Annotated in this window: 11 protein-coding genes; 4 read left to right on the forward strand and 7 right to left on the reverse strand. The window is 72.4% G+C overall.

All coding sequences use genetic code 11. The features are described 5' to 3' along the window. The first annotated feature begins 211 nt into the window (after positions 1–211). Together ABT154_RS22960 and ABT154_RS22965 are read left to right on the forward strand one after the other, a co-directional pair. Positions 212–1,006, forward strand: a complete 795-nt coding sequence (locus ABT154_RS22960; protein WP_351858700.1) for an esterase/lipase family protein — start codon at positions 212–214, stop codon at positions 1,004–1,006. Between the two features lie 223 nt (positions 1,007–1,229). Further along, entirely contained in the window at positions 1,230–2,894 is a 1,665-nt protein-coding gene (locus ABT154_RS22965; protein ID WP_351858701.1) for a M23 family metallopeptidase, read from the forward strand. 172 nt (positions 2,895–3,066) lie between these two features. On the opposite strand, the gene pcrA is transcribed toward ABT154_RS22965, so the two are convergent. Together pcrA and ABT154_RS22975 are read right to left on the reverse strand one after the other, a co-directional pair. Continuing rightward, positions 3,067–5,517: a DNA helicase PcrA gene (pcrA, locus tag ABT154_RS22970; protein WP_351858702.1), complete on the reverse strand. Its 2,451-nt coding sequence runs from the start codon at positions 5,515–5,517 to the stop codon at positions 3,067–3,069. Positions 5,518–5,585: 68 nt separating this feature from the next. Beyond that, a complete protein-coding gene (locus tag ABT154_RS22975; protein WP_351858703.1) occupies positions 5,586–5,939 on the reverse strand; it encodes a hypothetical protein in 354 nt (117 codons plus the stop codon). A gap of 342 nt (positions 5,940–6,281) precedes the next feature. Between ABT154_RS22975 and ABT154_RS22980 the strand changes: the two genes are divergently transcribed. After that, entirely contained in the window at positions 6,282–7,397 is a 1,116-nt protein-coding gene (locus ABT154_RS22980; protein WP_351858704.1) for a C40 family peptidase, read from the forward strand. Between the two features lie 102 nt (positions 7,398–7,499). Here ABT154_RS22980 and ABT154_RS22985 read toward each other — a convergent pair whose 3' ends face one another. Next, positions 7,500–8,213 carry a LuxR C-terminal-related transcriptional regulator gene (locus ABT154_RS22985; protein ID WP_351858705.1) on the reverse strand — a complete coding sequence of 238 codons (714 nt, stop codon included), beginning with the start codon at positions 8,211–8,213 and terminating at the stop codon, positions 7,500–7,502. Next, entirely contained in the window at positions 8,210–9,478 is a 1,269-nt protein-coding gene (locus tag ABT154_RS22990; RefSeq protein WP_351858706.1) for a PspC domain-containing protein, read from the reverse strand. Before ABT154_RS22990 ends, ABT154_RS22985 begins: the two co-directional genes overlap by 4 nt. A 156-nt stretch (positions 9,479–9,634) precedes the next feature. Here ABT154_RS22990 and ABT154_RS22995 point away from each other — a divergent pair, with 156 nt between their 5' ends. Further along, positions 9,635–10,981, forward strand: coding sequence for a PspC domain-containing protein (locus ABT154_RS22995; protein WP_351858707.1), 1,347 nt, complete (start codon positions 9,635–9,637; stop codon positions 10,979–10,981). 156 nt (positions 10,982–11,137) lie between these two features. On the opposite strand, the gene ABT154_RS23000 is transcribed toward ABT154_RS22995, so the two are convergent. The 3 genes from ABT154_RS23000 to ABT154_RS23010 all read right to left on the reverse strand — a co-directional run bounded on the left by ABT154_RS23000 (position 11,138) and on the right by ABT154_RS23010 (position 14,116). Beyond that, positions 11,138–11,758, reverse strand: coding sequence for a DoxX family protein (locus ABT154_RS23000; RefSeq protein ID WP_351858708.1), 621 nt, complete (start codon positions 11,756–11,758; stop codon positions 11,138–11,140). A gap of 158 nt (positions 11,759–11,916) precedes the next feature. After that, positions 11,917–13,149, reverse strand: coding sequence for a hypothetical protein (locus tag ABT154_RS23005; protein ID WP_351858709.1), 1,233 nt, complete (start codon positions 13,147–13,149; stop codon positions 11,917–11,919). A 178-nt stretch (positions 13,150–13,327) separates the two neighbouring features. Further along, a complete protein-coding gene (locus ABT154_RS23010) occupies positions 13,328–14,116 on the reverse strand; it encodes a class II aldolase/adducin family protein (protein ID WP_351858710.1) in 789 nt (262 codons plus the stop codon). Positions 14,117–14,204: the final 88 nt, after the last annotated feature.

The raw sequence follows: 14,204 nt of genomic DNA on the forward strand, positions 1-14,204 counted from the left end.
GACCGAGGGGGAAATCACACGTGGGACATGTTCGCTCTGCGCATCACCCCGCTTTCGGGCCCTCCTCCTGGGCCCACCAGCCGCAAGCGGGGCGAGGCGCGAAGGGAGCCGAGAGGTGGTCGCCGTGCCTCCGTGCCGCCGTCCGTGCGGCACGGGGGCGCGGCGTACCGGAGTACCGTTCGGCCCCGCTTGCCGTTCGGGAGGCCCGGCTATGGAGTTCACGCAGGTCACCGCCCTGATGAAGGCCACCGCCCTTGAGCTCGCGATCCTCACCGGACACCTCGTCCTCTACCCCTCCGGGATCGTGGCCGAGCGCCTCTCCCCCACCGTTCCCCCGGCTTCGATCTCCCCGGGCCGGCGCCCGGTGATCCTGCTGCACGGTTTCGTGGACAACCGTTCGGTCTTCGTTCTCCTGCGCCGTTCCCTCCTCCGTAACGGCCGTGACCGCGTCGAGTCGTTCAACTACTCACCGCTCACCTGTGACCTGCGGGCCGCCGCGGAGCTGCTCGGCCGCCGGGTGGAGGAGATCCGCGCCCGTACGGGACACGCCGAGGTCGACATCGTCGGGCACAGCCTGGGCGGGCTCATCGCCCGCTATTACGTACAGCGCCTGGGCGGTGACGCCCGGGTGGGCACCCTGGTCATGCTGGGCACCCCGCATTCCGGCACCACGGTGGCCCGGCTCGCCGACGCGCATCCGCTGGTGCGGCAGATGCGGCCGGGTTCCGAGGTGCTGCGGGAGCTGGCGGGTCCGGCGCCGGGCTGCCGGACCCGTTTCGTGAGTTTCTGGAGCGATCTCGACCAGGTGATGGTGCCGGTGGAGACGGCCCGTCTCGACCATCCGGATCTGCTCGCGCACAACGTCCGGGTCAGCGGGATCGGCCATCTCGCGCTGCCCGTGCACCCGACGGTGTCCGCCGGGATCCGGGAGGCCCTCGACACGGACGGCGGGACGGAGGCCGTGGGGGCGCGGGAAGCGGAGCCGGGCGCCGGAGCCGTCGCCTGACACGCGGAGACCGTTCTTCGAACGTTCCTCGAACACAAGGCCAAAGCTCGCTCCGTGAGCTGGCGAAACACGGCCGATTGCCCGTTTCCTGCGGCTGCGAACCCTTCCGAAGATTGTCGGCTGCGCATACCGCCGGGTACAGTCGCGCCACTGCTTACCCCCGGGACACCCCTCGTCGGGCCCGCCCCGGACTGGTCCTGCTGCCGAGGCGAGAGAGACGTTGGTGAACGACCAGCACCCCCACGCCGGGTACGCCGGAGACGGCGCCCACACCACCGGCGGCTACGGAGCCGACCCGTTCCACGGCTCCTATCCCGACGGCACCGCCGACCACAGCGGCCAATGGGACCTCGGCCCGTACGACGCCACCGGCACGTACGGCACGGCAGGGCAGTACGACACCACCACAGGTCAGTACGACACCACGCAGTACGACCCCGCCCAGTACGCCACCGCGCAGTACGGGCAGCAGCAGCACGACACGACCGGCCAGTGGGACACCACGGGTCAGTGGAACACCACCGGCGCCTACGACACCACGGGCTCGTACGACACGACCGGCTCGTACGCCACCACGGGCACCTACGGGACGATGACCGGCCAGTACGCCGCCGCCCCGCAGTACGACTCCGCCGCCTCGTACGACACCACCGGCCAGTGGGACGCGTCCGCCTGGACCGAGGCCCAGCAGACCGGCCAGTACGAGACCGTCCACTCCGGCGCCTACGCCGCCCAGGGCACATACGGCTACGAGGCCTACGACGCCACCGGCCAGTGGGCCGCCCCCGCCTTCGCCGCCGACACCGGCGCCTACGACGCGACCGCGTGGAACCAGGCGGCCCCGGAGGCCGAGCCGGTCGTCCCGCAGCAGTACAACCCGGGGCCCGAGCACACCGCGGAGTTCGCCTTCGCGTACGAGCCCGAGGCGGAGACGGCCGCGGCCGAGGACCACCCGGACCTCGACGAGGAGTCCGGCTTCGACGCCGACCACGCCACCGCCGAAGCCGACTTCGAGCCCGACGCCGACGACACCGACTTCGAGGCCGCCGCGGACCCGGACGACCGGCCCGCCGCCGAGGTCCGCACAGACGCCCCCCTCGGCGGGCGCCCCGTACGCCGCCCCTCCGGCGGCAGCCGCGGCCGTCGCCGTACCCCCGCCAAGCGTTCCGCGCTGCTGACCGTCGCCGTCCCCTCCGCCTGCGTCATGGGCGTCGCCGGCATCGCCGCCGCGTCCGTCGGCGGCATCACCGGCCCCGGCACCGACGGCGTCCAGAAGGACACCACCGCGCTCGCCGCCGCCGACCCGGCCTCGGTCAAGCAGGTCGCCGCCAACAACGCGCTCGACACCCAGCTCGCCGCCCTCAGCGCCGACGCCCGCGACTTCGGCGACCGCGCCAGCCGCACCCAGGAGCGCATCGACCTCCGGCAGCGCCAGGCGGCCGACAAGAAGAAGCGCGAGGAGGAGGCGGCCCGCAAGGAGGCGCTGCGTCCCAAGTACGTGCTGCCGGTCCAGCTCCACCGGCTCAGCGCGCGCTTCGGCCAGGCGGGCGTCAACTGGATGTCCGTGCACACCGGCATCGACTTCCCCGTCTTCACCGGCACGCCCGTGATGGCCGCGACGGACGGCACCGTCCGCACCCAGCTGAACGGCGCCTACGGCAACATGGTGATCGTGACCGCCCCGGACGGCACCGAGACCTGGTACTGCCACCTCAGCAGCGCCAAGATCCGCTCCGGTCATGTGAAGGCCGGCGACGTCATCGCGTACTCCGGCGACTCCGGCAACTCCACCGGCCCGCACCTCCACTTCGAGGTCCGGCCGGGCGGCGGCTCCGCGATCGACCCGCTGCCGTGGCTGCGCAGCCACGGCCTCGACCCGACCCGCTGACCCCACCTCGCCCGTACGCACAGGAGCGGGCCCCGGCCGAAAGCCGGGGCCCGCTCCTGTCGTTCGTCACGGTCCGGGGAGACCTCCCCGCCCGCGAGGAGGGGGAGGCTTCCCCAGCCGCTCGGACGGGGAGGCTTCACCCGCCACTCGGACGAGGAGGCCTCCCCCGCCGCTACAGCTTCTCGACCGGCGCGTACCGCAGCAGCAGCCGCTTCGGCTTCTCGTCGCCGAAGTCGATCGTCGCCTGGGCGTCCGCGCCCACGCCGGTCACCACCATGACCGTGCCGAGGCCGAACTGGTCGTGGGTGACCCGGTCGCCGACCTGGAGCGAGATCACCGGCTTCTCCCCGGCGCGCCGGGTGGCGAACCCCGAGGGGCCGGAGCGCGAACGCGCGGAGGAGAGCGAGGAGGTGATCCCCGAGGTCGGCCCGGCGGGCTTCGCCATCGAACCGGTCCGCTTCCACTCCAGGTACGCGGGCGGGATCTCCTCCAGGAACCGCGAGGCCGGGTTGTACGAGGGCTGGCCCCAGGCGCTGCGCATCGACGAGCGCGTGAGGTAGAGCCGCTCACGCGCGCGCGTGATGCCCACGTACGCGAGGCGCCGCTCCTCCTCCAGCTCCTTCGCCTGGCCGAGGGCGCGCATGTGCGGGAACACGCCGTCCTCCATGCCCGTCAGGAACACCACCGGGAATTCGAGGCCCTTGGCGGTGTGCAGCGTCATCAGCGTGATGACGCCCCGGCCCTCCTCGTCCTCGTCCGGGATCTGGTCGGAGTCCGCGACGAGCGCGACCTTCTCCAGGAACTCGGCGAGCGTCGCGGGCTCCTCGCCGCGCTCCTGCTCGAACTCCAGCGCGACGGCCGCGAGTTCCTGGAGGTTCTCGATCCGGGTCTCGTCCTGCGGGTCCGTCGAGGCCTGGAGCTCGGCCAGATAGCCCGTCCGCTCCAGAACGGCTTCCAGGACGACGGCGGGGCCGGCGCCGGACTCGACGACGGTGCGCAGCTCGTCCATGAGCGCGTTGAACCGCTTCACGGCGTTCGCCGAGCGCGCGGCCATGCCGTACGCCTCGTCGACCCGCTTGAGGGCCTGCGGGAAGGTGATCTTCTCGCGCAGCGACAGGGCGTCGATCATGGCCTCGGCGCGCTCGCCGATGCCCCGCTTGGGGACATTGAGGATGCGGCGCAGCGGCACGTTGTCCTCGGGGTTGGCGAGGACGCGCAGGTACGCGAGGACGTCCCTGACCTCCTTGCGCTCGTAGAAGCGCACACCGCCGACGACCTTGTACGGCAGTCCGACGCGGATGAAGATCTCCTCGAAGACACGCGACTGGGCGTTGGTCCGGTAGAAGACGGCGACGTCCCCGGCCTTGGCCTCGCCCGCGTCCGTGAGCCGGTCGATCTCGTCGGCGACGAACTGCGCCTCGTCGTGCTCGGTGTCCGCGACGTAACCCGTGATCTGCGCGCCCGCGCCCGCGTTGGTCCAGAGGTTCTTGGGGCGGCGGGACTCGTTGCGCTCGATGACGGCGTTGGCGGCGGAGAGGATCGTCTGCGTGGAGCGGTAGTTCTGCTCCAGGAGGATCGTCGTCGCGTCCGGGTAGTCCTCCTCGAACTGGAGGATGTTGCGGATGGTCGCGCCGCGGAAGGCGTAGATCGACTGGTCGGCGTCACCGACGACGCACAGCTCGGCCGGGCCGAGGTCCTCGTAACCGGTGCCGACGAGCTCCCGCACCAGGGTGTACTGGGCGTGGTTGGTGTCCTGGTACTCGTCGACGAGCACGTGCCGGAAGCGCCGGCGGTAGTGCTCGGCCACGTCGGGGAACGCCTGGAGCAGATGGACCGTCGTCATGATGATGTCGTCGAAGTCCAGGGCGTTGGCCTCGCGCAGCCGCGCCTGGTACATCCGGTACGCCTCGGCGAGCGTCTTCTCGAAACCGTCGACGGCCTGGTCGGCGAAGGTCTCCTCGTCGATCAGCTCGTTCTTGAGGTTCGAGATCTTGGCGCTGAACGACTTCGGCGGGAACTTCTTCGGGTCGAGGTCCAGGTCACGGCAGACCAGGGACATCAGCCGCTTGGAGTCGGCGGCGTCGTAGATCGAGAAGGAGGAGGTGAAGCCGAGCCTCTTCGACTCGCGGCGCAGGATGCGGACGCACGCGCTGTGGAAGGTCATCACCCACATCGCGTTGGCCCGCGGCCCGACGAGCTGCTCGACGCGTTCCTTCATCTCGCCGGCGGCCTTGTTGGTGAAGGTGATCGCGAGTATCTGGCCGGGGTGCACATGGCGCGTGCCCAGGAGGTGGGCGATGCGGTGGGTGAGCACCCGGGTCTTCCCGGAGCCGGCGCCGGCCACGATGAGCAGCGGGGTGTCGGTGTGGACGACGGCGGCGCGCTGCTGTTCGTTCAGCCCGTCCAGGAGCGCGGCGGGGTCCACGACGGGCCGGTGGGCACCGTCGCGGTAGTACGCGTCCCGGGCGGGCGGGGGCACGTCGAAGTGCTCCCCGAAGAGGTCGTGCGGGACGTCCTCCACGGCCGGGGAGCCGTGCTCGTCGTCCTCGGACTGGGGCGGGGGCTCCTCCGAGGAGTGGTTCTGGAGGCCGGCCAGGAAGCTGTCGTCAAAGAGGCTGCTCATCGCCTCACGAGTCTAGGACGCCCCACCGACATCCGGGCCCGCCTTCGGGACCCGCGCTGTGGAAGCGCTCACACCCAGAGGGTCGCGATGAAGATGTTCGCCATGGTCAGACCGCCGACGGCGGCGAAGAGGCCCTTGTCGACCTTCTCCTCGTCCCGCTTGACGTAGACGAGGCCGAGGACGACCACGAGGATCAGCAGCTTGATCCCGACCTTGAGGTTGTTCACGGTCTGGTCGTCCGCCTGGTTGAGGCCGACGAGGGCGACGCCCGTGACCAGCATGGTCAGCGCGCCGTGCAGCATCGAGGGGCTGAAGCGGGCCGTACCGGCGCCCATCGCCTTCATCTGGGTGAGGAAGCCGCCGAGGAGGGAGGCGATTCCGATGATGTGCAGGGCGACGAAGACATTGATGAGTACGTCCATGGGTCGGAGCCTAACGGGGCCCTATCACCACCCTCCGGCCGGGTCCACCCACTCCCGCTTCTCGGTCGTGCGGCCCTACGAAATGTCCCCGGACCCTCACTCCGGGCGAAAGAGTTCGGTCCTCGGCACATCAACTGGCGCCAATAGCGATCAACCCACCGTCCCGACGTGACCCCAGGTTTAGCGTCCTGCACCAGGTGGCCGGCTCCCCACCACCGCCGACGATCCGGCGGTTGTCGGTCACCCCCGCCGAAAGACCCGGCGGCGGGCCGTCTCCCCTGTGACGGCCCGCCGCCGGACCCGGCGGACCCTGCCCCTCGACCCGAGGATGTGACCGCCCTCGTGGCAGCGCACCGAAAACCCAGGCAGTCCCCGTTCGGCCGCCAGGCCGTCCGCACCGCCGCCACCCTCGCCCTCGCCTCCGCGGCGACCACGACCCTCTTCGAGGGCTCCGGACACGCGGACCCCCGGCCCACCACCGCCCAGGTCAAGGCGAAGGTCGACCGGCTCTACGAGGAGGCCGAGGCCGCCACCGAGCGGTACAACGGTGCGAAGGAGAAGGCCGACGAGGCGCGCGCCGCCTTCGATCGGCTGCGCGACGAGGCCGCCCGCAGGACCCAGCGCCTCAACACGGCACGCGACGGGCTCGGCGCCATGGCCGCCGCCCAGTACCGCACCGGCGGCCTCGACCCCGCCGTGCAGCTGGCCCTCACCTCGGACCCCGACGAGTACCTGGAGCGCGCCGCCCTCGCCGAGAAGGCCGGTGCCCGGCAGGCCGCCGCCGTCACCGCCGTACGGCGCGAACTCGGCGCGATCCGGCAGCTCCGCGGCGAGTCCGCGGGGCACCTCACCTCACTCCGCCGCAACGAAGCGGAGCTCCGCCGCCAGAAGGCGGCCGTCCTCGGCAAGCTGGCCGAGGCCCGCACCCTGCTCGCCCGGCTGACCGCGGAGGAACGCGCCCGCTACGAGGCCGCCACCGCGGGCCGCGACGGCACCGCCACCTCCGCGGGGAACGGCACCTCCGGCGGTACGGCCACCACCGCCGGCTCCGGCCTCATGCGGGCCGACCGCTCCTCGGGCGGCGACCGAGGCCCCGTGACCGCCCCCGACGGCCGGGCCGCCCAGGCCGTCTTCTTCGCCCGCGCCCAGCTCGGCAAGCCGTACGTCTGGGGCGCGACCGGCCCCTCGGCCTACGACTGCTCGGGCCTCACCCAGGCGGCCTGGCACGCCGCGGGTGTCTCCCTGCCGCGTACCACGTACACCCAGATCAACGCCGGCCAACGCGTCTCCCGGTCCCAGCTCGCCCCCGGTGATCTGATCTTCTTCTACTCCGGCATCAGCCACGTCGGCCTCTACATCGGCGGCGGCCAGATGATCCATGCCCCCCGCCCGGGCGCGCCGGTCCGCATCGCGCCCATCGACGAGATGCCCTTCGCCGGAGCGACCCGGGTCGCGTGACGCGCCCGTCCCGGTCCCGGACCGGGCGCCGGTCGACGTCGGTCACGGTCGACGTCTGACCCCGGTCGACGGCCGGTCGGGGTCGAGGCCGGGTGGCGGGGCTCAGACCAGGCGGCGGGCGGTGGCCCAGCGGGTCAGTTCGTGGCGGTTGGAGAGCTGGAGCTTCCGCAGTACCGCCGAGACGTGCGACTCGACCGTCTTCACCGAGATGTAGAGCTGCTTGGCGATCTCCTTGTACGCGTACCCCCGGGCGATCAGCCGCAGCACCTCCCGCTCCCGCTGGGTGAGCCGGTCCATGTCCTCGTCCACCGGCGGCGCGTCCGTCGAAGCGAAGGCGTCCAGGACGAAGCCGGCGAGCCGGGGCGAGAACACGGCGTCGCCCTCCTGGACCCGGAAGATCGAGTCGACCAGGTCGGTGCCGGTGATGGTCTTCGTGACATAGCCACGGGCACCGCCCCGGATCACCCCGATCACGTCCTCCGCCGCGTCCGACACCGAAAGCGCCAGGAAGCGGACCGGGTCCTCCGCCGCGCCCATCAGGCTCGCGCAGCGGCGCAGCACCTCGACCCCGCCACCGCCGGGCAGGTGAACGTCGAGCAGCACGACCTCGGGGCGGGTCGCCGTGATGACGGTGACCGCCTGGTCGACGTCGGCGGCCTCACCGACCACCTCGACGCCGGTCACCTCGGTCCGGCCGATCTCCGCCTGCACGCCGGTGCGGAACATCCGGTGGTCGTCGACGAGCACCACCCGCACCCGGCGGCCCGTGCCCGCCGCCCCCGCAGCTCCGGTCACTGCCCCGGTCTCGTCGCTCATCCGTCCGCCCTCTCCATCTCAAGCTCCACTTCGGTGCCCCCGCCCGGCACGGACCGCAGCCGGGCCGAGCCGCCGTTGCGCTGCATCCGGCCGATGATCGATTCTCGTACGCCCATCCTGTCCTCGGGCACCGCGTCCAGGTCGAAACCCGGCCCCCGGTCCCGCACCGAGACGAAGACCGTGCGGCCCTCCACCTCGGCGAACACCTGAACGGCCCCGCCCTCGCCACCGTACTTGGCGGCGTTGACCATCGCCTCGCGCGCGGCCTGCATCTGCGCGACCAGTCCGTCGTCGAGCGGGCAGTCGCCCACGACGACGACCTCCAGCGGGACTCCGTGCTTGTCCTCGACCTCGGCGGCGGCTCTCTTCACCGCCTCGGCGACCGTCTCGGGTTCCTCGTCCTTGTCCTTGCCGGTGCCCTCGGGCTTGTAGAGCCAGTTCCGCAGCTCCCGCTCCTGGGCGCGGGCGAGGCGGCGCACCTCGGCCGCGTCCTCGGCGTTGCGCTGGATCAGGGTGAGGGTGTGCAGCACCGAGTCGTGGACGTGGGCCGCGACCTCGGCACGCTCCTGGGCGCGGATGCGCATGGTCCGCTCCTCGGTGAGGTCCTGGGACATCCGCACCAGCCAGGGGCCGGCGAGGAGGGCTATGCCCGTGAGGACCGCGACGCCGGCGGTGAGGGCCGTGCCGAGCTGGGCGACCGACCCCCGGACCACCACGAAGACGGCGAGGCCCGTGCCGACCAGGGCGACACCGACGAGCCCCCGCGCGAGATGGAAGGCCCGGCTGTGGCGCCCGCCCTCGGACCAGCTGGCCCGCCGGGCGTTGTCCGACTGGCGCCAGACCACGGCGAGACCGGCGCCGATGAGGATGACGGGCCAGACGTACCGCCCGGACTCGTTGTCGACGTTGATGTTCCCGATGAGGACCGCGCCGCCTATCGCGAGCGCTATGAGGGCGAAGACCTGCCCCCGGTCGGGCTTGCGCAGTCTGCGCCGGCCGTCCGGAGTGACCTCGAAGACGGGTCGCGGAGCGGCCCGGCCGCCCACGCCGAGCGGGACGACGATCCAGAAGGCCGCGTAGACCAGGACACCGAGGCCGTCCATGAAGGAGAGGACCAGGAACGCCACCCGTACCCAGACGACCGGCAGACCCAGGTGCCCGGCGAGGCCGCGTGCGACACCGCCGAGCCACCGCCCGTCGGCGCTCCGGTAGAGCTTGCGCACGGGCGGTTCGTCGGTGTCGGTGACACGAGCGGCTGCGGACATGCACCGATCGTCACACGTTCGGCCCGCCCGGGACATCAGGGTCGGCCCTGAGATCGTCCCTGGTACCGCCTCGGGGAGAACGGCCCTCCGAATATCAGGGTCGGGCCAGGGTCGACCCCGGTGCCGCTGGACGTCACGGGCGGTCACCATGGAGGCATGACGAGTTCGATGCCTTCGCAGCACGAGGCCCCGCCGCCGGCGGAGGCCGAATCCGCCCCGCCCCTGCGGCGCTCGCGCGGCAGCAAGGTCGTGGGCGGTGTCTGCGGCGGTCTCGGCCGGTACTTCGACCTCGACCCGGTGATCTTCCGGGTCGCGCTCGGTGTGCTGGCGGTGCCGGGCGGGCTCGGACTGATCTTCTACGGCTTCGCCTGGCTCCTGATCCCGCTCGCGGGCGAGGAGGAGAACGAAGGGCGCAGACTGCTGACCGGCCGGGTCTCCGGGGCTTCGCTGGCCGCGCTGCTGATGGCGCTGGTGGGCTGCGGGATCTTCCTCTCGATGCTGCACAGCGGATCGATGCTGGGCTCCGCCCTCCTCTTGTCGTTCGTGGTGAGCGCGGCGGCGGTGTGGTCCCGGCACCGGCAGGCCGGGGCGGTGGAGCCCGAAGGCCGGGTGGAGTCGGCTGCCGCCGCGCTCGCGGTCTCCGAGGCGCCGCCCGAGACGAAGGCCCCGCCGCTGGTCGAGTTCCCTTCCTGGTGGAAGGACCCGATAGTCAAGGACGGGTCGACGGGCAAGGTGGCCATCGGCTACCTCTGGGGGCCGCACGGCGTCCTGGACGAGGACGGCCGGGTGAACGGCGAGGTGCCGAAGCCCGGCAGCCAGTGGGGGACCGCCCCCGCGCCTCCCGGGCGTCCGGAGCCCTCGGTGCGACGGAGTCCGCTGTCCATCGGTGGTCTCGTCTATCTGCTCGCCATGGTCGCGGCGGTCGTCGGCACCGCGACGACCTGGGAGACCGAGCCGCTCGGCACGAGTCTGCAGACCGGCCTGGCAGCCGCCCTCGCGGTGTTCGGCCTCGGCCTGGTCGTCAGCAGCTTCCTCGGCCGGACAGGGTTCGGCACGATCTTCCACACCGTGATCACGGCGGGCCTGCTCGCCCTGGCCACGGCGCTGCCGGCCGAGATCGGCACGGACTGGGTGCGTGACACCTGGAGCCCGACGACGGTCACCGCCGTGCAGCCCCACTACGCGGTCGGCACCGGCGTCGGCACGCTCGATCTGTCGGGGCTCCCGCTCCCGGCGGGAGTGACCGTCTCGGCCTCGGCCGGGGTGGGCGCGGGGCAGCTGAAGGTGATCGTCCCGAAGGACGCGGTGGTGAAGCTGCATGCCCAGGTGGGACTCGGGGATCTGCAGCTCCCCGGCGAGCCCCCCAACGACATCGACATCGCGCCCCGCCGCGATGTGACCCGCACGATCCAACCGCCTGCCGGGACCACTCCGGCGGGCACCCTGGGCCTCTCGCTGGAGGTCGGCATCGGACAGGTGGAGGTCACCCGTGCTGCTTCATGAGTTCCGCCCCGGTCGGCTGCTCGTCGGCCTCACCGCCCTCGCGCTGGCCGCGGGCTACGCCGGGGACGCCGCCGGCGCCTGGACGACCCCGTGGTACGCGGTGTTCCCCGTGCTGGGCGGCGGCCTGGGAGTGGCCGGCCTCGCGACCTGGGTGGCCTATCGAATACGGCGTCGTACGGCCAGGAGCCGGTCCAGCGACAGCACCGAAGCCCCGGCGAGCAGCAGCGGGAGCCAGGACATCAGATAGGCGAGGTCGTTGCCGAGGTAGTACGGGCTCACCTGCCAGCTCACGGTCAGCCAGAGGCTCAGCGAGATCAGTACGCCGCCGAGCGCCGCCACGCGGGCGAAGAGACCCAGCAGGGTCCCGATCCCGACGGCGAGCTCGCCGAAGGCGATGGCATAGCCGAACCCGGTGGGGTTCTTGAGGGCGAGGTCGACGAGGGCGGGAAGGGCCGCGGAGTCCCGGACGCCCCGCGTCATCTCGCCGATGGAGCCGCTGCCGGAGTCCGCGAAGAAGGCGGGATCGGTGAGCTTGTCGAGTCCGGCGTAGATGAAGGTGATCCCGAGGAAGAGCCGGAGAGGAAGGAGCGAGTACCGGGAGGCGACCGCCTTCCACCCATCGACCCCGCCGAGCCCGCCGAGCCCGCCGAGCCCGCCGGCACTGGTCGCGCCACCGGAGTCACCGGAGCCAACGGAGTCGTCGGCTCCGCTGCCTCCGCCGCTGCCGAACCCGTCCGGGCCGTACTCCCGGCCCGCCCGGCCCGCCTGTCCCGTCATCGTCGGTCACCTTTCCGCACCCCCTACGACTGTTCGCGGATCGATTCTCCTCGCACAGCCGCTCAGGGGATATCGAGGGGCGGGACGATCGCCCCTCGCCGTCGCTTCGAACCGGCCCCACTTCGGTGCCGACGTCAGCCCACCCCTCGGCCCAACCCTCAGTCCATGACCTCGATCACGACCCGGTTGGTCTCCAGGCCCGCCGCCGTCACGACCGACACCTCCACCCGGCCCGGCTCCACGTCCGCCGGGAGGGGGACGGTCAGGGACGCGTCGGTGGGGTTGGCGAAGCCGCCCGGGACCGGGACGAGCGGCACATGGGCGTGGACGGGGCCGATGCGGACGACCAGGCGGGTCAGCGGTTCGGGGGCTCCGGCGCCGGGCGGGACGAAGCCGCAGCCGCGGATCTCGATGTCGTCGCCCGTGCGGATCGGGGCGTCGAGGTCGCCGGCCTCCCGGGACCGGACCACGGAGTGGATCGTGGGACGGACGCCCTCGGTGAGCTTGGCGGCGAGGTGCCAGGCGGCCGAGACCCCGAGGAGCACGACCAGGGACCAGGGCACCTCGGGGAGCCGGGCGGGAGCCTGGGCGAGGCCGACGGCCGTGAGGGCGAGGACGGCGGCGGAGACGAGGAGGTACTGGACGTCGGCGAGGGCGGCCCGGCCGCTGTCGTCGCAGAGCAGGTCGGCGGCGCGGGGACGGTCGGCGCGCACCTTCTGGAGGCGGCCGGCCACGATCCCCGCGGAGACGACGAGACGGGCGGTCATCGTGACGGCCGACACCAGGGCGAGGGCGGTGAGGAGGCCCGCGCCGCGGGCCAGGGCGAAGCCGGGTGCGCCCGGTGACAGGAAGACCAGGAGGAGGAGGGTGAAGCCGAGGAACAGGAGCCAGGCGGCGGCGACGGCGCGGGTGGTGGAGAGCCGGTTGTCCTCACCGACCAGGGGGGCGATGAGTCCGCCGCGGGCCCGATGGGCGTGGGCGGCGGCGCTGAGGAGGAGGGCGAGGACCACGGCGGTGCAGAGGCCGGCCGTGCGGGCTCCGGTCCAGCCGGTCCGGACCGCGGTGAGGGCCTGACCGAGGAGGAGGGCGAGGACGGCACCCCAGACGGCGCCGAGGCCGCCGCGGCGGACCCGGTCGAGCCAGGCACCTCCGGCCTCGCGGCCGTGCAAGGCGACCGCGCGGGCGGACTGGGCGAGCTCGTCGGAGACCCACTGGCGGGCGGCGACCGGGGAGTGGGCGACGGCCGCTGGGACGCCGTGCCCGGCGGCGAGTTCGTCGCGCCGGGCGAGGAAGGCGGCGACGGCGCGCCGGTGGCCGGCCTGCCCGCAGTGGGCGCAGCCGGCGCAGGCCGTCGCGTGTTCGCCGTACTGTCTCGCCTCTTGAACCGCCACGGTTGCCCACTTCCCGAGCTCACTTCACGACACGTGCCGGTGCGCCCCGAATGGTCAACCAGCCGTTGATTCCTCGGAATTGTGTCGCACCGGCGGCTCCCGCGCGTGCCGCGTGCGCCCCGCCGGAGAGTGATTGACGCGTCATCTCATTGACGTACAGAAGGGTGAAGCGATGGTGCTACGACAGGAGTTCGGGCTCCGCTCGGCTGATCCTGCGCCAGAGCGGCTGGTAGTTGATCCAGGCGACGAGGTCGCTGCCGAGCTGTTCGCGGGTGGAGACGGCCTCGCGGTGGTCGATCAGGACGGCTTTGCCGGCCGCGCGGGCGGCCAGCTGGACCTGGGCGCAGCGCTCCATGGCGATGAACCACCAGGCGGCCGCGTCGACGGAGGTGCCGACGGTGAGGAGCCCGTGGTTGCGGAGGACGATCGCCTTGAACGTGCCGAGGGCGACGGCGACGCGGCGTCCTTCCTCGGCGTCCACGGTGACGCCGGTGTAGGCGTCGTAGAGGGCGTGGTCCTGGTAGAAGGCGCAGGCCTCCTGGGTGATCGGGTCGAGGAGTTCGCCGAGCGCGGCGAGGGCCCGTCCGTGGAGGGAGTGGGTGTGGGCGACGGCGACGGTGTCGGGGCGGGCCCGGTGGACCTGGGCGTGGACGGTGAAGGCGGCCTGGTTGACGTGCCGGCCGCCCCGGAGGACCTGGCCGTCGCCGTTGACGAGGATGAGCTCGCTCGCCGTCACCTCTTCGAACGGCGCCCCGAAGGGGTTCACCCAGTAGCAGTCGGGGTACTCGGGGTCGCGGGCGCTGATGTGGCCCGAGACGCCCTCCTCGTACCCGAAGCGGCCGAAGAGCCGGAGTGCGCCCGCGATCCGCTGTTTGCGGTGGGTGCGTTCCTCCTCGGCCGTCGCGTGGACGGGCGGCATGGCGAAGTGGAGCCGTTCGAGGGGGACGGGGTCGGGTATCACGCTCATGCGCCGGAAGGTAACGCCCGGCCGGTCAACTCACCAGAGCCCGGACGGGACCGAACGACGAAGCCGCCGCCCCCGGCGGTGCGGGGCG

It is taken from the genome of Streptomyces sp. NPDC001728, assembly GCF_040297565.1.
Taxonomy (GTDB): Bacteria; Actinomycetota; Actinomycetes; order Streptomycetales; family Streptomycetaceae; genus Streptomyces.

What these genes read in the sequence shown, in the direction of transcription:
- ABT154_RS22960 (WP_351858700.1), top strand. Translation starts at nt 212, where the DNA reads ATGGAGTTCACGCAGGTCACCGCCCTGATGAAGGCCACCGCCCTTGAG.
- pcrA (WP_351858702.1), bottom strand. Translation starts at nt 5,517, where the DNA reads ATGAGCAGCCTCTTTGACGACAGCTTCCTGGCCGGCCTCCAGAACCAC.
- ABT154_RS22975 (WP_351858703.1), bottom strand. Translation starts at nt 5,939, where the DNA reads ATGGACGTACTCATCAATGTCTTCGTCGCCCTGCACATCATCGGAATC.
- ABT154_RS22985 (WP_351858705.1), bottom strand. Translation starts at nt 8,213, where the DNA reads ATGAGCGACGAGACCGGGGCAGTGACCGGAGCTGCGGGGGCGGCGGGC.
- ABT154_RS22990 (WP_351858706.1), bottom strand. Translation starts at nt 9,478, where the DNA reads ATGTCCGCAGCCGCTCGTGTCACCGACACCGACGAACCGCCCGTGCGC.
- ABT154_RS22995 (WP_351858707.1), top strand. Translation starts at nt 9,635, where the DNA reads ATGACGAGTTCGATGCCTTCGCAGCACGAGGCCCCGCCGCCGGCGGAG.
- ABT154_RS23000 (WP_351858708.1), bottom strand. Translation starts at nt 11,758, where the DNA reads ATGACGGGACAGGCGGGCCGGGCGGGCCGGGAGTACGGCCCGGACGGG.
- ABT154_RS23010 (WP_351858710.1), bottom strand. Translation starts at nt 14,116, where the DNA reads ATGAGCGTGATACCCGACCCCGTCCCCCTCGAACGGCTCCACTTCGCC.